We start from the raw sequence: 18,600 nt of genomic DNA, 5'->3' as shown, positions 1-18,600 counted from the left end.
AATTTTTTAGCGAGTACAATCAAAAAATTTTAATTTGATTGTTTAATAAATATTTGATGTATGAAAAGAGTTTTATGGCTTTTCGTCGGAGTTTTTCTGATTTTTTCATGTGGTGAAAAATCCGAGTCACAGACAGCATTACCAGCTCCAAAAATCAAGGTTGTAAAGGTTAAAGCCCAAAATGTCCAACTTGAAAAAGACTTTGTAGCTCAGGTTTACGGGAAAGTGGATATTCCTATTCGTGCTAGGACAGAGGGGTATTTGGAGGGAGTTCATTTCCAAGAGGGGAAATTGGTTAAAAAAGGCGAATTACTTTACACAGTAGATCAGGATCCTTTTAGAGAAGCTGTCAACGCTGCAACAAGTCAGTTGGCAGAGGCAAAAGTTGCGCTTACTCAAGCGGAAAATGACCTCGCTCGATATCAACCGCTTGCAGAAATCAATGCGGTTTCCCAGAAAGATCTGGATGCAGCAATTGCAAAAAAAGATGCTGCAGAGGCCGCAGTAAATGCAGCACAGGCTAGCTTGAATTTTCAGCAAATCCAATTGGGTTATACCCAAATCAAATCTCCAATAGATGGACTGATAGGCAAGACCAATGCTAAAGTGGGTGAATTTGTGGGAAGGAATCCAAATCCGGTCATTTTGAATACGGTTTCTTTGATTGATTCAGTGAGAGTAGAATTTTTCTTATCGGAGAATGATTATCTCAGTCTTTTCAGAGAATACCAAGAACATCCAGAGCAAGCAAAAGCTCAATTACCCTTGCAGTTGGTGCTATCCGATGGAAGTATTTTTGACCAGGTTGGCTATGTGGATTTTATCGATCGGCAGATTGATGCATCAACGGGTACCATTTTGATTCAGGCTACTTTTCCCAATCCTGATCGCCTAATCCGACCAGGACAGTTTGCCCGAGTCAGAGCTATCATACAGGAAGTTGAAAATGGATTGATTGTGCCTCAGCGAACAGTTAGTGAATTTCAAGGTCGATTTTTTGTGTTCAAGGTAGATTCCAATAATGTGATATCCCGTTATGAGGTTGAGATTTTAGGGAAATACAAAGACTATTTTTTGATAAAATCAGGGGTTTCAGATGGAGATCGTGTAGTCTTAGAAGGTTTACAAATGGTCCGAAATGGAATGACTATAGAACCTGAGGAAGTGGAGTTCCAATCTCAATTCAACCAGTAATTCCATGAGTCAGATCGAAGACCAAAAGCATATCTTTTTCGTCAGAAGACCCATTGTGGCAATAGTAATTGCTCTATTCATGGTCATTATTGGTGGGGTTTCTATTCTAGGATTGGCCATTGAGCAATATCCAGCAATTACTCCTCCAGTGGTTCGAGTTAGTACCGCTTTTACAGGGGCTAACGCAATCAGTGTAGAGCAATCCGTAGCTTCTCCGCTCGAGCAGGAGATCAATGGAGTAGAAAACATGCTTTACATGAAATCCACCAATGCCAATGATGGAACCTTGGCACTGGATATCACTTTTGATTTGGGGACGGATCCGGATATGAATACGGTATTTACCCAAACTAGGGCTGCTGCTGCCACTCCAAAACTGCCAGAAGAAGTAAAAAGGCTTGGTGTCAAGACACAAAAATCCATGCCGAATATTTTGATGCTTATCGCATTGACTTCTCCGGATGGTACCTATGATCAGTCATTTTTGGGAAATTATGGATTAATCAATGTACAGGACAAATTGGCTCGAATTCGTGGAGTGGGTCGTGTGCAGGTAATGGGCTCCAGTGATTATTCCATGCGGATTTGGGTGAAACCTGACCGCTTAGCTCGATTGGGAATTACTGTACCGGAGATCATGAACGCGATTCGGCAGCAAAGCGTCGTCGCTCCAGGTGGAAAATTTGGAGCCGAGCCAGCTCCTCCAGGCACAGAATTCACCTACACTGTAAGGCTCCCCGATCGTCTTGTTACGGAAGAGCAGTTTGGTAACGTGGTCATCCGATCAGAGGCTGATGGAAGCCAAGTAAAAATCAAAGATATTGCCCGGGTGGAATTGGGCGTTGAATCCTATAATTCCTTTTCCAGATTAAATGGAAGTGAGAGTGCCATCATTGCTATCTATCAATCTCCCGGATCTAATGCGGTAGAACTTTCCCAACAAATTATCTCAACGATGGATGAGTTGAAGCAAAACTTTCCAGATGGGATAGATTATGAAGTTTCTTTAGATTCTACCAAACCAATCACTGCTGGTATAGCTGAAATTATCGAAACACTAGTCATAGCGCTTGTCTTGGTTATTTTGGTGGTTTTTCTCTTTATCCAAGACTGGCGAGCAACCCTTATTCCTACTCTTGCCATCCCGGTCTCTCTGGTTGCTGCCTTTATGGTTTTCCCGCTCTTGGGTTTTTCAATTAACACACTTTCTCTTTTGGGCCTCGTTTTGGCAATTGGTATTGTGGTGGATGATGCTATTGTGGTGGTAGAGGCAGTTCAGGTGAATATGCAAAAAGGGATGAGTCCCAAGGATGCTACTACAGCTGCAATGAAGGAGGTTAGTGCACCAGTAATTGCGACTACATTGGTAATGGTTGCGGTTTTTGTTCCGGTTGCTGCGATGGTAGGGATTACGGGCAAGCTCTACCAGCAATTTGCGATTACTATTGCGATTTCTGTGATTTTTTCATCCATCAACGCCTTGAGTCTCAGCCCGGCACTTTGTTCTCTATTGCTCAAAGATTCCACCGGTCCGCAAAAAGGTCCTTTGGGGAAGTTTTTTGGAGGCTTCAATCGTTGGTTTGATACCAATACGGATCGATATACAGGAGTAGCAAAGCTTTTTGCAGGAAAATTAAAGCGTGGGGCCGTGTATGTGATAATCACTTTGGTAGCAGCAGGTATTTTTGGCAGGATGGTTCCAGGCGGATTCCTTCCAGAAGAAGATCAGGGATACTTATATGTCAATATTCAACTCCCAAATGCCGCCTCCATGCAGCGTACAGACGAGGTCATGCGCCAAGTAGAAGAGATCGTGATGGCCCAGGAAGAAACCGAATTTGCTACTGCTATCTCTGGATTCAGTTTGCTGGCAGGGTCTTTTATTCCCAATACTGGATTTATGTTTGTCACCTTGAAAGACTGGGATGACCGGGAAGCTACCGCAGCTGAAATGATGAGTCGTCTGAACAGGATTTTTGCTACTCAAATAAAGGGAGGTCAAGTCGTGTCCTTTGGTCCACCGGCAATTCCTGGACTAGGAAATGGGTCAGGATTCAGCATCATGATTCAGGATAAGGAAGGCAAGGATCCAGCTTATTTAGCTCAACACACATACGCGTTTATTGAAGCAGCAAAAAGCCGTCCCGAAATTGCTTCAGCTTTTACGACATATCAGGCGACTGTACCCCAGCGTTTTATCGAAATTGATGAGGAAAAAGTGCTGAAAGCAGGACTGCAACTCTCGGATGTGTATAACACCTTCGCAGCCTATTTAGGAGGTGCTTATGTCAATGACTTCAATCGTTTTGGCAGGCTGTACAAAGCCTATATTCAAGCTGAACCTGAATATCGGCAAGGAGAAGAAGGATTGGAGCTCTTTTACATTAAAAACAGAGAAGGGAAATCTGTTCCTATTTCGAGTTTTGTCACGGTTAAACCCATTGTCGGACCTGATTACACCAATAGATTTAACCTGTTCCGTTCTGCTGAAGTTACAGGGGCTCCAGCTCCGGGCTATTCTTCCACACAAGCGTTGGATGCTTTGGAAGAGGTAGCTTCTGAAGTCTTACCGGATGATATGACTTTTAGCTGGAATGCAATGAGCTATCAAGAGCGGGCCGCTTCCGGGCAGGCTGGAGTTGTTTTTGCCTTCTCACTCTTCTTTGTTTTCTTGATTTTGGCGGCACAATATGAATCCTGGTCCATGCCTTTTGCGATTTTGCTGGGAACACCATTTGCACTTTTTGGAGCCTTCTTGTTTCTCTATGTCGCCAGACTATTCGATGAGCTTTACCTGAATAATATTTTCGCTCAGATTTCCTTGGTGATGCTCATTGCTATGGCTGCCAAAAATGCCATTTTGATTGTGGAGTTTGCCAAAATCAAATTCGATGAAGGATTGAGTTTGTTTGATGCTGCTGTAGAATCGGCAAAGCTTCGGTTCCGACCGATTTTGATGACGGTATTTTCATTTATTCTAGGGGTTTTGCCTTTGATTTTGGCAAGTGGTTCAGGAGCTATTGCTCGTAAAGTCATGGGAATGGCCCTCTTGGGAGGAATTGGCATAGCTACGCTCCTTGGTTTGTTTTTATATCCCATGCTGTTTGTGTTGGTAGGAAAACTTGCTCGCTATGAGCAAAAACGTGAATTGACCCTAAAATCAGATACGAAATGAGAAGATTACTGGGAATAGCACTTATTGTTTTTGGGCTTTGGTCCTGTAAATCGGGGCAAAATTACCAAGGGGCAGAAGTCTTGACTTATGAGACCTATCGAACTGATGATTTGACTAGAACTTTGGATTCTTTTCCGGTAAATGTGGACACGCTTTTTATTGATTCAGCGGTTAATATCAATTGGTATTCTCTTTTCCCCGATGAGGTTTTACAAGACTTGATTCAGGAGGCCTTAGAGAATAATCAGGATCTTCAAATCGCTGCAGAATCCATTCAGCAAGCTCAAGCGGCCTTGGTTATTCAACGCTCCCAAATGCTGCCTAGCATTGGTTATTCTGCCGGGGCTCAAAGGGGGAATTTTGCAGGGTTAAATCTTGGTTCAACCCAGAATATTTTCACGGGTTTTGGCTCTGTTAGCTGGGAAATTGATTTCTGGGGAAAATACCGTCGCTTAAATGAAGCCGCTCAAGCGGCAATTCTTGCCTCAGAGGAAGGTCATCGGGCAGTCAAATTAAGTCTTGTCAATACTGTCGCTACGACCTATTTCCGACTCTTGGAATATAAAATGCGACTTGAGATTTCCGAACAAACGCTATCGCTTCGAGATAGTATGCTCTCCATCATCGAGCAGCGATTTGATAAGGGGATTATTGCAGAGATCGATCTAAATCAAGCCCAAATCCAAGCGGCCATTGCTGCTGGAAGCATTCCGATTTGGGAGCGATTGATTGTCTCCTCCGAGAATCTTCTCAGTCGCTTGATTGGTCAATTGCCTGATCAAAAGGAAACTGGAATTTCTCTTCTTGAGCAACCTGAGGATATTGTATTTCCAGAAATTTTACCGGGTGAATTACTGGTACGCCGTCCGGATATTTTGATTGCTGAGCAGGATTTAATTGCTGCCAATGCACTTCTTGGCTCAGCAAAAGCCAGTCGTTTGCCCAATATTTCGCTTTCAGGTTTGTTGGGAGTAACAGGAAGCCAATTTTCTTCTTTGGGAAGTGATGGGGCTTCTTGGAATATAGGGGCGAGTATTTTAGGGCCTTTGTTCAATTGGGGCGCACTCCAAAGGCAAGTAGACATCGAAGAAAGCCGAACAAGACAAGCGGTTTTGAACTATGAACGGACCGTGTTGAGTGCCTATGAGGAAGTTGAAAACCTCTTGTATTCCATCGAGTCTCTGAAAAAAGAACTTATCGCCAGAAAAGCCCATGTGGAGGCGGCGGTAAAAGCACAATTCCTTTCTCAAGAGCGATACAACCAAGGGGTTACTTCTTATTTGGAATATTTGGAATCACAGAGACAAGCCTTTGATGCACAGCTTAATTTGGCTGGAACCAAGCAAGAATTGTTGAGTGCTTATTCCAATCTTTATGCTGCTTTGGGTGGAGGCTGGTAGTCAGACAGTTAGTTCAATCCAGTTTCCTTCAGGATCTGCTATAATACTTTCATAGTATCCATCTCCAGTCCTCCGAGGCTCACCGATGATTGGAGTCCCTGCAGATCGGAGCACCTCTGTGAGCTGATCAACTCTTTCTTCTGAGCCAAGTGATATTGCGAAATGAGCCAAGCCGATTCGCTTTCCCCGGATCGTGCCATGATCCATAATATCAGCTTGACTCATGAGTTCTAGCCTTGCTCCCTCCGATCCTGATAAGAAATATGAATAAAACCCCCGCTTAGGGTTATGATAAAGCTCATTTGACTGGAATCCCAGCTGATTACAATAAAACTCCCTCATGGTTTCCAGATCTGATGCCCAAATAGCCAAGTGTTCAATTTTCATATTTCCTTGTATTTATCACCATTCTCGGCCGACTGGAATCACTTTCCAGTTTTGGTCGAAATAGGGAGTCTTTTCATAAAACCAGCGATAGATTCGCCTTGGGTTTTTGGCAAACTCAGGGTCTGAGCTCATTTTCTCCTCAAAGGCTGCTTTTAAATTGGCATCCTTTTCCAGCATTTGTGCAATCATGGGCTCCATGATATAGGTTTCCATATACTCTGTCTGAGCAAAAATAGTGTTGAAAAAGCCCCACTGGAAAAAGCTATCAACCGATTCGGGCTCTAAAAGGATTACTATCAATTCACCCAAATCTTGATCCGTTTTGATTCGAACAGAACCGGGAAGAAAGGTCTGCGACCGATATATTTTTTCTGAGGCAAACTCCTGGACACGCATCAATCCTTCATAGGGTTGACTGCCCATTTTGAAATCCGTCACCTTTGAATACTCTAATTTGACCTCCCGGGGCTGATCTAAGATTTCCATTTCAACCCCATGGTTTTGCAGTTTTTCAATTACTTCTCCCCATTCAGAAGATATCCAATAGGCTTTTGGAATGGGTACCGTCTGAACAGGTACATCCATGAGAAGCGAAGGTACCTGCTGATTAATTGCTTTTCCTTCCCAGACCACATACTCAGCCCCGGTAATTTCAGACCTCACTTTTTTGGAAGCTATTCCAAGAAAATCCATGGTATCTGCAGGAGCTTCCCGGAATTTGAACTTCACTGCAATGGACTCTTTTTCTTGGTTTTGATCAGAAATGATCGCGTTCTGGACAGCCGGATAATGCTTTGCTATTGTCCGAATAGCTTGCTCCAAAAACGCATAAGTGCCTAGAACCCGCTGCCGAAATGGCTTGAGTGAGTGATTTTCTATCAAAATGGATGGGATATGCCTGGCATCTCCATAGGTATGGGAAAATCTCGGACTGAATGAAAAAGCGATATTCCCTTCAGAAAAATCATCCCCATTGGCAGCAAAAAGCAAAGGTCCCGGAATATGTCCCCAATCTTTCAGCGCTTGATCAACTTCAGGTTGGAAAGTTTCAGAAAGAAATTGGCTGATAGCCGGAGAGTAGCCACCTGTTTTTACATAGCCATAAGTGACATCATATTGATAATCGGCTCCATCAGTCACATGGACATCTACATACAGATCCGGCTGATACGAGTTCAACACATCGATAACAGCTTTTACTCCCGCAGTTTCGATCTTGGTAAAATCACGGTTTAGATTCAGATTTCTAGCATTAGTTCGCCAACCCATTTCTTTGGGCCCTCGTTGATTCACCCGACCAAATTCACTCCTTCTTTCGTGCCCATCTACATTGAGAATGGGGATAAATAGAATATTAGCCTCATCCAAAAGCTGCATTTTTTCTCCATGCAGAATATCTCTGAGAAGCATCATGCCTACATCTTTCCCATCGATTTCCCCTGCATGAATTCCTCCATGGAAAAAGAGAGTGGCCTTATTTTCCTGCGCTAGATCTTCGGGCGAAAATTTTTGGCTCTTAGAGGCAACTAAAAGATAGATATCGCGTCCCTGTTCACTTTTCCCCAAGGATTTCATCTCTAAATAAGGCGATGAGTTGGCAAGTTTTCGTAGCCAATCCATAGTTTCCGTATAGGTAGGAGACTCGGTTAAATCCGTCAATTCCCCTGGAGTGACCCATGGATTTGAATCTTCAACGATCAATGATTCAGACTTTCCTGACCAAGGTAAAAGAGGCGGCATAAGTTCTTGTGCTAGAAGAGGAAAGGAAGAAAATAGGAGGATTAAGCTTAGGAGTCGTTTCATTTTGATTGGGATTAGATCAGAAAAATAAAAGCTCAGCTTGGAAAATCCTCGCTGAGCTTTGTGTATGGTCAAATTTAAATTCAGGAATTATGCATTATACATGATTTCGTAGTATTCCTTGGCCATTCGGTTGCTTTCGAAGAAGTCTATCACGTCTTTCATTCCTCTTTGAACTAGCTTTCTCCAAGCTTCCCGGTCATCGTAGTAGAGTGGAAGGATTTCATTTTCCAACACCTCATACAACTTCTCCAAATCGTAATCATCCTGATCTTCCACATGCATATTGGAATAATCAGCAGGAGGAACGATGAAGCTATTCTTTCCATGCTCGGCAAATTCGCAGATCCAGCCATCATAGGTAGAGAAATTCACTCCTCCATTCATGGAAGCCGTCATACCGGAAGTACCTGAAGCCTCTCTCGGTACACGTGGATTATTCAACCAAATGTCGGAAGCCTGCTTCAAGCGCTTGCTCAGGGTAAGTTCGTATCCTGTGCAAACAGCCATATTTGGATAGTTTTTGCTTAAATGGACTAGCTGATTGAAAACTGAAATGGCATTGTAATCCAATGGGTAAGGCTTACCAGCCCAAATGATCTGAACAGGGAATTTGGTGTTTCGCATCAAAGCATCGAATCGGCGGACATCTCTAGTGATTAATTCCGCTCGCTTATAGCTTGCAAATCGACGAGCCCACACGATGGTCAATACATTTGGGTTGAATAATTTTCCGGTCTGATCGGCTACGATTTCAAAGGCCCGTTTTTTCAAATACCATTTGCGGTCATCAAAGCCTGCCTCATCTTCTTCATCCATAAATCTGTACAACTGCTTGTCAGACCAGTATTTGAAGTTTTGGGAATTGGTGATGTGAGTGATTTCGGGAATATTTGGATAGAATTTCCACATCTCACGGCTGACTTCTCCATGCAGTTTGGAGACTCCATTTGCTTTTCTGGCAAATCGAAGTGCTGCCAAGCTATGATTGAAAATATCCCCAGTAAAGCCAACCATTTCCTTTACTTCATCAATGGAATAGCCATTGAAGAAGCTCATTTTGTTTAGCAAATGGATATCATGTTTTTCATTTCCAGCTTCTTCCGGAGTGTGGGTAGTGAATACCAAACGCTTTTTGACCTCTTCCTTTTTGCTAAATTTTCGCATCAGGTGGAAAACCGCGCTAACTCCATGAGCCTCATTCAAATGATATACATCCGGGTTGAAGTTCAACTCATCCAGTAATTTTGCTCCACCGATTCCCAAAAGTAGACATTGAGCAACTTTGGCTGCGGTGTCGGAGTCATATAGTTTGTGAGTGATAGTTTGACTGAGGTAGTCATTTTCAGGCAAATCGGTACTCAACAAAAAAAGAGGAGCGGATTTGAAGGTGTCAGGTGGCAGATACCAAGCCTTTACCCAAACGGGCACATCATGGACAGTTACCCGAAATTTGATTCCCGTGTCTACTAAGAAACTATAGGTCTTTTCGTACCACTCAGGCTTCAAAGTTTGATCCTGATTTCGGGACTGATCGTAGTAACCATATTTCCATAAAATCCCTATTCCGATCAGATTTTGTCCTAATTCATAAGCACTTCGAAGGTGGGAACCGGAAAGGAATCCCAAGCCTCCTGAATAGATTTTTAGGGGTTGGTGAATAGCAAACTCCATTGAGAAGTAAGCCACTTTTTTAGAATATTCAGGAGCGATCTCATAAGGAACGCTGAAATTTTTAAAGTCGGTCATAGTCTTTGATTTGAGAGCGCCTAATTTATGGGAAAAGGAATGGGAAATGGTGCCCTCTTGGATAAAAAATCAAGGAAAAATCTTGGAAACCGTTTGAAATAAAGAAAAAAGCTGCTCCCTCTCAGGAACAGCTTTTTAATATTTTAAGCGTTCAAAGCGGCAAGCCCATTTCCGTCAGGTTTGTTTTTGACCTGACAGGTATCATTCAGGATCATAGTCTCCCCATTTGATGCTGAATAGCTTGGCCATTCCGGAAGAGCTCCTGCATTCGGATTGCCTGTTCGCATAAAGGCTAGGAGTGAAGCAGACATCTTATCAGATAGATTTCGCGGTCTTGCTCCACCACCTGTATGCGTGTACATGCGGTCTGTGTTTTGGTACCAGAAACAAATATCAATACAGTGGAATGCCTTCATTCTACCATCGTACAAATTAGGTTCCCATCCAAACCAAGCCAGGTAAACCGGAGCGTTTTGTTTGGACTTGGCATTGGCAGTATTGATGGCTCCTTGGCGATTCGATAAAATCATCGCCCAAAGATCAGCAGGTGAAGCTTCTGGGAAATCTTTCCTATAGGCTGTTAGGATTTCTTCGGATTTATCCCCAAATCTGCCTTTTAGTTGTTCAACTACCCCAGCCCAATCGATTTTTTCAAGTTCTGCATTGGTTCGGGTTGGATTCCACTCATGGAAAGTCGTACAAATCATCAAAGGCATATTGGATGCATGAGCGGAAGTTTCACTGAAAAACTCACCCTTTGGAATGTGCAGCCCATCAGCCACTGGGCCAAATCCTCCCCGGAATCCCGGTTGAGGGAATTCTTTCCGCATCCGCTCCAATGCAACGTAGGCCACATCTAGATATTCCCTCCAGCTTAAATCATGAAGTTTGTCGAGTGTTGCAGGTGTTAAGCCTGCCGCTTCCATCACATATTTTCCAAGTGTTTGTGCGTATTCTTTATCATTTGCAGAAAGCATACTTCCACTTAGCGCTACTCCCTTGTGAACGATTCCTTGGGAAGCAGGCATGGCCATGATACAGGTTACTTTAGCACCTCCACCTGATTGTCCCATGATAGTTACATTCTCAGGATCACCGCCAAAGTTTGCAATATTGTCCCGAACCCATTCCAAGGCAAAAATGATGTCGAGCATCCCTACATTTCCGGAGTCTTTATACTTATCACCTCCTACACCAGAAAGGTCCGTAAACCCAATTGGTCCTAATCGGTGATTGATAGAAACGAATACGATATCTCCGTTTTTAGCAATGTTTTCTCCATGGTAGCCATCTTGCTCAATTCCGTTTCCGTTAGTGAATCCTCCTCCATGAAGCCAAACCATAACCGGGCGCTTTTTGCCTCCTGCCAAGCCATTGGTCCAAACATTTAATCGAAGACAATCCTCGCTTACATCATCATAATTCCAATGGTCGGCAAATGAATAGTGGACATTGGCATAGCGGTTATCCATGATCTGAGGAGCTGTATTTCCCCACCATAGAGTGGGTCTTATTTCTGTCCAAGGCTCTGGCTTTTTAGGGGCCATGAATCGGTTTGCGCCAGAGGTATCTGCTCCATAGGGGATACCCAAAAAGGTATAAACCCCATTAAGAATAAAGCCTCTAACTTTTCCAAAGTCGGTGTCCGTGATGGCAATATTGTCTCCTATTTGAAGAAACTGATCATCAGATGATTGGGACTGTGCGGAACGAGCCTGAGCGGAATGGACAAAAGGCACCGAAGCAGCTAAAGTGCCTACGCCTACTTTTTTGAAAAATTCTCTACGATTGGTATTCATATGGTCAAGGGTTAGGTTTATTGTATCATTTTGAAAAAATAGGGAAAAATCTTGAAAATCAATAGGTAGGAGTGAAATTTGGCCGAAATCCTTTTCTAACAAAAAATAAAAAAGCCGACCCTGATAAATCGGAGCCGGCTTCTTGATACTAGATACCAGATACTTGCTACTAAAACCTATTGTCCTACCATAAAGATGGCATTGCTAAGGACTAATTTTCCTGATTCCCAGAATCCTCGGAAAATCGGATTATCTACAAAGTAAATGAGCTCTCCTCTTCCTTTGGGTTCCACACCAATAGCCATGGATTCACCCATTTGAGATTTGATTTTGTAGCCTATATAACCTGTTCGATAGGAATCGTTAGAGCTGATTTTACCGGCATTAACCCCATCTGTCAGGTATGCATATTTATTGGAATTGTTTTTCAGGGTATAGTATTTCCCAAGCGTGCCATATCCTAATGGATGGGTTTCATCCATATCTACTTGATAAATGGCTCCAGCTGTTCCTCCTGCAATTGCCAAGCGTTCTTCCTGTAAGTAAGGAGCAAGTCGTTCTTCTTTGGCGAGGTTTTCAGCCGCTTTTTTGGCTTCTTTTTCTTCCTCTTCAGAATCGAAGGTTTTCAGATCAAATCCTTCTTTGTTCGCGAAAAGATTCAAGGCTCCATCGATAGCGATTAGCTTTCCTCCGGCACGTACCCAATCAAGGACTCTTTCTTCTGCAGCTTTGCTGAGACCGCCACCCCAAGTAGAAGGTAGAATCAACACATCATACTTGCTGAGATCATAACGACCCAGATTTTGCATTTCCAAATTGACCAAAGGATAATCCAACTCCTTTTCGAAAAAGTGCCAGATTTCCCCGTAGTTCAAGGAAGAAGTTCCTTCACCTCCAGCCAAAGCCACTTTCGGTGCTTGGATTACTCGGATATTTGGAGAACCGAAATCTTTTCCTTCTTCCATATAGCCGGTCATAGTAGTTCCCAGCTTGATACCAAATTTGTTGGCTGTTTCGGTCACTTTTTTATCAAAATCAGCGATATATTCATTTCCACCTTTGGTAATTAAAAGGGTTCCAGCTGGAAAGCTTTTTCCTTCGGTTTTAAATGGAAATTCAGGGTATTTTACTCGGATTCCTTCCTTCAACAAGGCCGCCAAAAATGCCGCATCTCGTGTTCCTTCCCATGATGCAATGTAGGCTACCGGAGTTTTTCCAGCGGTATTTGGTGAAAATGCTGCTGCTTCAAATTCCTTCGACGGATCCAAGCGAGTTTCCAAAGCATAGGCTTTTACATTGTAGGCATAAGGCAGCGCCCAACTGGTGATATCGTAGGTAATACTGTCATTCAACTGAGGGTTAGGCTCGAAGAACACCTGCGTCAAAACGGCTTTTGGCTGATAAGCAGACACGACAATATCTTCCTCGCTGGTGGAGAAAGTGGTGTTTTTTCCGCTTTGGTATTCATAGCCACGAAGACCTGATCTGCTTCCTGCTTGTCCATAGTGGATTCCATTTTTATCCAGTAATTCGAGCAACTTAGAAACTTGCGCTGGGTTGCTGTCACCCTTAATCACAAAGCTTTTGTATTTGCCTTTTGGATTGCTTGAATTTTCCTGAAAATACTGACTATACTCCTCCAAAAGCCGATCTGCATGCGAGCTGGTAACTTCCACTGCAGACATGGCTGCGGTGTAGTGACCTTCGATTCGATAGCTGAGGGTAACCGTATCTCCAATCGCATTGAAGCCTCCGCGTCCTGCTCGGCCACCGCCTCCCTGCTCGATGGTCATACCGATGGCGCCGTTATACATAGGATAAGTGTCGCCATAAGATGGATAGAGCAAGTCAAAACGCTCCTTCGTGAAATAGAATCGCCCCATTTCATCAAAATATTTCGCGGTATTCTTTCCGAAAATATCCTGAAACTCATGCTGCCATTCCGTCAATTGCTCATGCAAAGGTTCGGCAGCTGGAGCCATATAGAAAGGATTATTGATTCCCTGCTCATGGAAATCCAAATGCAACTGAGGCATCCATTGCTGATAGATTTTTAAGCGTTGCTGAGATTCCACTTGTACCTGCCAGGCCCAGTCACGGTTTAGATCGAAAAGGTAGTGGTTTGCACGACCACCTGGCCAAGGCTCGTTGTGCTCCACTGACTGAAGATCAGGCTGAAGAATAGTGTTCATTTTTTGATTGTACCACATGGCGTAGCGATCCCGACCATCTGGATTGATACAAGGATCAATGATCACCACTTGGTTTTTCAACCATTCTTGTGACTTACTATTAGTTGGATTAGCTAGGGTATAGATGGTTGAAATGGCAGCTTCCATTCCCACGGATTCATTTCCGTGCACGTTGAAGGACATCCAATTGATAGGTATTGAAGTGCTTGGGGTGCCATCCATGATTCCGGCTCTTTTCAGATTGTCCTCGCGGATTTCTTCCAACTTTGCCATGTTTTCAGGGCTGGAAAGAATTGCCACGAAAAGCGGTCTTTTTTCATTGGTTTCGCCGTACTGCACCAATTTTACATTAGGATTATTGGCTGCGATATGCTCGAAATAATCCACCATGCGGTGATGAGGGGTGAAGCGATCGCCGGGTTTGTAGCCAAGAAACTGCTCGGGAGTCTGGATTTGGGCTTGGACAAAAGTCCAGCTTACCAAGCTGAGTAGCGTGAAGAGTAATCTTTTTTGCATAAGAATTTATTTCATTGAATGCCGAATTTAGTGTTAAAACCCTAGCTGTGGAAATCAACTGTGTAAAAGGCTCTGGTGCACCAATAAAAATCCACCGTCTCAATTCAATTTACCATGAAAAACGTAAATTATACTTTCGAATTTCATGGTAAAAATATTTGAATTCTAGATTTATATATTTACTTTTACCATGAAAAATGTAAGTCAAGTATTCGATTTTCATGGTGAAGAACCGAAAAATTGTTTCGCTTTTACAGGAGTATCTTTCGATTTTCCCCGCTGTAGGGCTTTTGGGGCCTCGGCAGGTGGGGAAGACTACCTTAGTCAAACCCCTGGATTTTGAAAAGGAAAGCCTATATCTCGATCTTGAAAAAGCTTCTGATCGTGCTAAATTGATGGACCCTGAACTATTTTTAAAAACACATGCAGAAAAAACAGTCATTTTGGATGAGATCCAACTTATGCCTGAGCTTTTTTCAGAGTTGCGAAGCTTAATTGATGAGCGACGTGTTCCGGGTCGATTTATTATCCTGGGTTCGGCATCTCCTGATTTAATTCGAAAGAGTGCTGATTCTTTAGCAGGGAGAATTGGTTATTTGGAACTAACGCCCTTTTTTCTTGATGAAGTAGAACAAGATGAGGATGAGAAGCTCTGGATACGGGGTGGCTTTCCGCTTTCATTTTTAGCAAAGAGCGAAAGGGAGTCTCAGCTCTGGAGGCAAAATTACATCAAGACTTATCTGGAGCGAGACTTGGCTCAGATTGGATTGAGTACTGATCCGAGACTGGTAGAGCGTTTTTGGAGAATGTTGGCTCATGCACAAGGAGGAATTTGGAATGGGGAAAGTTTTGCAAGGGCTTTAGGAGTTACTCGTCCAACTGTCAATCGTTATTTAGAATATTTGGAGGGTTCGTTTATGATTCGAGTTCTTCGCCCATTTCACCAAAATATTAAAAAAAGGTTAGTTAAATCACCCAAGGTTTATATTCGAGATACCGGGCTACTTCATTCCCTAATCGGTATTGATTCCATGGTTCAATTGCAAAATCGAATTGAAATTGGATCTTCTTGGGAAGGATTTGTAATTGAGCAAATTATTGCATCAAAAGGAGAGGAGTACGAGTATTTTTTTTATCGTACTCATCAAGGTGCAGAATGTGATCTCTTACTTGTTAAAAATGGGGAAGTACAACGCGCAATTGAAATCAAAAACACACTTTCTCCGAAATTGACCAAAGGCTTAAGAATATCTATGGAGGATACTGGGGCTCGGGAAGGCTTTGTTATTTGTCGAATTGAAGGAGAATTTCCGATTTCTGAGAATGTTTTGGCAATTGGACTGAAGGAGTTTCTTTCAGAGTAATTTAAAATATTAGGTTAACCCCTAATCTCCTTTTGAAAAACTGATATCCACCAATATCCCATTTATTCATCCAAGCAGGTTAGGGAAGGAGGTTAATTTATCTGGGTTTTTAATTAAAATTCGCTTTCTTAGTTTTTCTTGACTTGAGCCCCCACCATATAGCGATAGGGATTGAGTCTTAAAAAATAAAATGAAAAAAAGTCAACCCGAAATCGGCCTTTTTATCCCCTGCTATGTGGATCAATTTTTTCCCCAAGTGGCGATCGCTACCTTGGAATTATTGGAAAAATTGGGCTGCAAGGTGAGCTATCCCTTGGGTCAAACCTGCTGTGGGCAGCCATTGGCCAACTCTGGATATGAGCGGGATACAGAAGGATCTAGCCGTCATTTCTTGGAATTATTCAAACAGTTTGACTACATCGTCGCTCCTTCCGGAAGTTGCGTTTTGCATGTAAAAGAGCATTTCCCAAAGCTTTCCGACATGGAGCACGAGCAAAGTCGAGTAAATGATCGAATCTATGAATTGACAGAATTCTTGACGGATGTTCTAAAAGTAGATTCCTTGAAAGGATCTTTTCCAAAGAAAGTTGGATTTCATTCTTCTTGCCATGGATTGCGGGGACTTCGCTTGGCTTCCAGTTCTGAGATGAACGTTACTCCTTTCAATAAGGCCAAACAACTTCTACAAAACCTAGAAGGACTGGAGTGGGTTGAACTAAGCCGAGTTGATGAGTGCTGCGGTTTCGGAGGTACTTTTTCCGTGACAGAGGAAGCACTTTCCGTGCAAATGGGAAGGGATCGCTTACAAGATCATCAATCTCATCAAGTGGAAATAGTGACTGGAGGGGATATGTCCTGTCTGATGCATCTCCAAGGAATTGCAGATAGAGAAGGGAGCAGCCTGAAATTTATGCATGTGGCAGAAATTCTAAACCAAGCCATCTCATGAGTCATCCTAAAGCCGCAAGCCAGTTTCTGAAGGATCAAGCTAATTCCCTTTGGCATGATGAGACGCTTTGGATGGTTCGTGAAAAGCGGGATGCCATCAGTAAGACTATCCCAGAATGGGAAGAATTACGAAACCTTGCCTCCCAAATCAAGGATAAGGTCCTTTCCAATCTCGATGTCTATTTAGAGAATTTTGAGGCAAATGCTCAAAAAAATGGTATTAAGGTCCATTGGGCCAAGGACGCTGAGGAACATAATCAAATTGTCTTAGGAATTCTTCAGGAAAAGAATTGCCAGGCTATCGTCAAGAGTAAATCCATTCTTACCGAGGAATGTCACTTGAATCCTTATTTGGAAAAGAATGGGGTGGAGGTAGTAGATACGGATTTGGGAGAGCGAATAGTCCAATTTCTTCAGCAACCCCCGAGTCATATCGTCATGCCGGCAATTCACTTGAAAAAGCGGGATATTTCAGCACTTTTTCATGAGAAATTGCAAACCGAAAAAGGAAATGAAGATCCTTCTTACCTAACCAATGCTGCTAGGCTTCATTTGAGAGAAAAGTTTTTGGGTTCCAAAGTCGCCATTACTGGGGTGAATTTCGGCGTTGCAGAGACGGGTGAATTTGTAGTATGCACCAACGAGGGGAATGCTGATATGGGAGTGCATCTGGCAGATGTACACATCGCTTGTATGGGAATCGAGAAGATCATTCCGAGAAGAAAGGATTTGGGAGTTTTCCTACGCTTATTAGCTCGGTCAGCAACTGGACAACCCATTACCAACTACAATTCGCATTTTAGAAGCCCTGCCAAAGGAAAAGAAATCCATTTGGTGCTTGTCGATAATGGAAGAAGTCTTCAATTAGCCCGTGAGAAATTCAGGAATTCGCTGAAGTGTATACGCTGCGGAGCCTGTATGAATACCTGCCCTATCTATCGAAGAAGTGGAGGCTACAGCTATGGAAGCACTGTTCCGGGGCCGATTGGATCCATCCTTTCTCCTGGCTTGGATATGAAAAAATACAGTACGCTTCCATTTGCTTCTACTCTTTGCGGAAGTTGTTCGGATGTCTGTCCTGTCAAGATCAATATCCACGAACAGCTCTATGAGTGGAGACAGGAAATCACCAAGCATCACGGGGAATTTGGCAAGGGACTTTCAATGAAATTGGCCAGTGGAATTTTCAAAAGCCCTTTGGCTTATAAGATTTCAGGGTCTACTATGAGAAAAGCGATCAAGCTTCTTCCGAAAGGATTGATTTATAATCCTCTGAATGTATGGGGTAAAAACAGGGATCTACCCGAAGCTCCAAAGGAATCTTTTCAGGAATGGTATAAGAAAAATAGAGGATGAGCAGTAGGGAAAATATATTGAAAGCAATCCGTGGTATTCAACGGGAAAGGAAAGAATTACCAACTCTTCCTGATTTCAAATTGGAAGGTGATTTGGTGGATTTATTTATCCGAGCCATCCAAGCCAATAAAGGAGAGGTGATGGGCGAGGAAGAATTCAATAATTGGGTTTCCTCATGCGACTTTCATTCGATTATTTCTTTGTCTGAGCCCTTCCAATCTTTGTCAACCTTCGAACTTTCCGAAGACCCGCATAACCTGAATCATTTGCAACTGGCTATCATTCAAGGGCAATTTGGAGTTGCAGAAAATGGCGCTATTTGGTTGGATGATTCCCAGCTGCCGCATCGGGTACTTCCGTTTATCACCGAGCATTTGGTGATTGTGCTGTCAAAAGAAAACTTGGTGGATACCTTACATCAAGCCTATGAACGAATTGGGGAAGAACACTCGGGCTTTGGATTATTTGTAGCCGGACCTTCCAAAACCGCAGATATAGAGCAATCCCTGGTGGTAGGTGCACATGGTGCGAAAAGTTTGAGAGTTGTACTTATGTGATTTTTGAAATCAAAAAACCTGCCCAATAGGCTAGTTATTGTGAAATCTATGTGATTCAAGCCCCTGTGTAACGGCGGTCAGGCAAGAACTCCGCCCTGTCAAGAGGGCGCTCAAAACCAGTTGAGCTAAGATTTCAATACTTTTTAGAGGCTCTGATTTTTGA

At 43.0% G+C, this 18,600-nt stretch carries 12 protein-coding genes; 7 read left to right on the top strand and 5 right to left on the bottom strand.

Annotated features, from left to right (window positions below; all coding sequences use genetic code 11):
• The first annotated feature begins 60 nt into the window (after positions 1-60).
• From NY014_RS09590 to NY014_RS09580, 3 genes are read left to right on the top strand one after another with little or no spacing between them, the layout of a single operon-like run.
• Positions 61-1,194, top strand: a complete 1,134-nt coding sequence (locus tag NY014_RS09590) for an efflux RND transporter periplasmic adaptor subunit (RefSeq protein WP_259414376.1) — start codon at positions 61-63, stop codon at positions 1,192-1,194.
• Between the two features lie 4 nt (positions 1,195-1,198).
• The gene (locus tag NY014_RS09585) at positions 1,199-4,369 is read left to right on the top strand and encodes an efflux RND transporter permease subunit (protein WP_259414375.1); all 3,171 of its coding nucleotides are present in this window, start codon (positions 1,199-1,201) and stop codon (positions 4,367-4,369) included.
• Positions 4,366-5,769 carry an efflux transporter outer membrane subunit gene (locus tag NY014_RS09580; protein ID WP_259414374.1) on the top strand — a complete coding sequence of 468 codons (1,404 nt, stop codon included), beginning with the start codon at positions 4,366-4,368 and terminating at the stop codon, positions 5,767-5,769. The genes NY014_RS09585 and NY014_RS09580 overlap by 4 nt, the downstream gene beginning before the upstream one ends.
• Here NY014_RS09580 and NY014_RS09575 read toward each other — a convergent pair whose 3' ends face one another.
• The 5 genes from NY014_RS09575 to NY014_RS09555 form a co-directional block, all read right to left on the bottom strand.
• A complete protein-coding gene (locus NY014_RS09575; protein ID WP_259414373.1) occupies positions 5,770-6,156 on the bottom strand; it encodes a VOC family protein in 387 nt (128 codons plus the stop codon). It abuts the gene before it with no gap.
• Between the two features lie 15 nt (positions 6,157-6,171).
• Positions 6,172-7,959, bottom strand: a complete 1,788-nt coding sequence (locus NY014_RS09570) for a M14 family metallopeptidase (protein ID WP_259414372.1) — start codon at positions 7,957-7,959, stop codon at positions 6,172-6,174.
• A gap of 87 nt (positions 7,960-8,046) precedes the next feature.
• Entirely contained in the window at positions 8,047-9,705 is a 1,659-nt protein-coding gene (gene glgP, locus NY014_RS09565) for an alpha-glucan family phosphorylase (RefSeq protein WP_259414371.1), read from the bottom strand.
• A 143-nt stretch (positions 9,706-9,848) separates the two neighbouring features.
• On the bottom strand, positions 9,849-11,504 hold the full coding sequence (locus NY014_RS09560) for a carboxylesterase/lipase family protein (RefSeq protein WP_259414370.1): 1,656 nt from the start codon (positions 11,502-11,504) through the stop codon (positions 9,849-9,851).
• Between the two features lie 176 nt (positions 11,505-11,680).
• Positions 11,681-14,212, bottom strand: a complete 2,532-nt coding sequence (locus NY014_RS09555; RefSeq protein ID WP_259414369.1) for a M14 family metallopeptidase — start codon at positions 14,210-14,212, stop codon at positions 11,681-11,683.
• Between the two features lie 221 nt (positions 14,213-14,433).
• On the opposite strand from NY014_RS09555, the gene NY014_RS09550 reads away from it, so the two are divergent.
• From NY014_RS09550 to NY014_RS09535, 4 genes are all read left to right on the top strand, one after another.
• Complete coding sequence (locus tag NY014_RS09550) at positions 14,434-15,576, top strand: ATP-binding protein (protein ID WP_259414368.1); 1,143 nt, start codon at positions 14,434-14,436, stop codon at positions 15,574-15,576.
• A gap of 190 nt (positions 15,577-15,766) precedes the next feature.
• Positions 15,767-16,525 (top strand): (Fe-S)-binding protein, encoded by a 759-nt coding sequence (locus NY014_RS09545; protein ID WP_259414367.1) that lies wholly within the window; start codon positions 15,767-15,769, stop codon positions 16,523-16,525.
• Positions 16,522-17,880, top strand: a complete 1,359-nt coding sequence (locus NY014_RS09540) for a lactate utilization protein B (protein ID WP_259414366.1) — start codon at positions 16,522-16,524, stop codon at positions 17,878-17,880. The genes NY014_RS09545 and NY014_RS09540 overlap by 4 nt, the downstream gene beginning before the upstream one ends.
• Positions 17,877-18,437, top strand: coding sequence for a LutC/YkgG family protein (locus tag NY014_RS09535; RefSeq protein ID WP_259414365.1), 561 nt, complete (start codon positions 17,877-17,879; stop codon positions 18,435-18,437). Before NY014_RS09540 ends, NY014_RS09535 begins: the two co-directional genes overlap by 4 nt.
• Positions 18,438-18,600: the final 163 nt, after the last annotated feature.

The sequence above is a fragment of the Algoriphagus limi genome, from assembly GCF_024919275.1.
Classification (GTDB): Bacteria; Bacteroidota; Bacteroidia; order Cytophagales; family Cyclobacteriaceae; genus Algoriphagus; species Algoriphagus limi.
This window is presented reverse-complemented; position numbering and strand designations above follow the sequence as displayed.

Excerpts from the sequence above, each read along its gene's own strand:
- NY014_RS09560 (WP_259414370.1), bottom strand. The coding sequence starts at position 11,504 with ATGAATACCAATCGTAGAGAATTTTTCAAAAAAGTAGGCGTAGGCACT.
- NY014_RS09580 (WP_259414374.1), top strand. The coding sequence starts at position 4,366 with ATGAGAAGATTACTGGGAATAGCACTTATTGTTTTTGGGCTTTGGTCC.
- NY014_RS09535 (WP_259414365.1), top strand. The coding sequence starts at position 17,877 with ATGAGCAGTAGGGAAAATATATTGAAAGCAATCCGTGGTATTCAACGG.
- NY014_RS09540 (WP_259414366.1), top strand. The coding sequence starts at position 16,522 with ATGAGTCATCCTAAAGCCGCAAGCCAGTTTCTGAAGGATCAAGCTAAT.
- NY014_RS09585 (WP_259414375.1), top strand. The coding sequence starts at position 1,199 with ATGAGTCAGATCGAAGACCAAAAGCATATCTTTTTCGTCAGAAGACCC.
- NY014_RS09590 (WP_259414376.1), top strand. The coding sequence starts at position 61 with ATGAAAAGAGTTTTATGGCTTTTCGTCGGAGTTTTTCTGATTTTTTCA.
- NY014_RS09575 (WP_259414373.1), bottom strand. The coding sequence starts at position 6,156 with ATGAAAATTGAACACTTGGCTATTTGGGCATCAGATCTGGAAACCATG.
- glgP (WP_259414371.1), bottom strand. The coding sequence starts at position 9,705 with ATGACCGACTTTAAAAATTTCAGCGTTCCTTATGAGATCGCTCCTGAA.
- NY014_RS09555 (WP_259414369.1), bottom strand. The coding sequence starts at position 14,212 with ATGCAAAAAAGATTACTCTTCACGCTACTCAGCTTGGTAAGCTGGACT.
- NY014_RS09545 (WP_259414367.1), top strand. The coding sequence starts at position 15,767 with ATGAAAAAAAGTCAACCCGAAATCGGCCTTTTTATCCCCTGCTATGTG.
- NY014_RS09550 (WP_259414368.1), top strand. The coding sequence starts at position 14,434 with ATGGTGAAGAACCGAAAAATTGTTTCGCTTTTACAGGAGTATCTTTCG.
- NY014_RS09570 (WP_259414372.1), bottom strand. The coding sequence starts at position 7,959 with ATGAAACGACTCCTAAGCTTAATCCTCCTATTTTCTTCCTTTCCTCTT.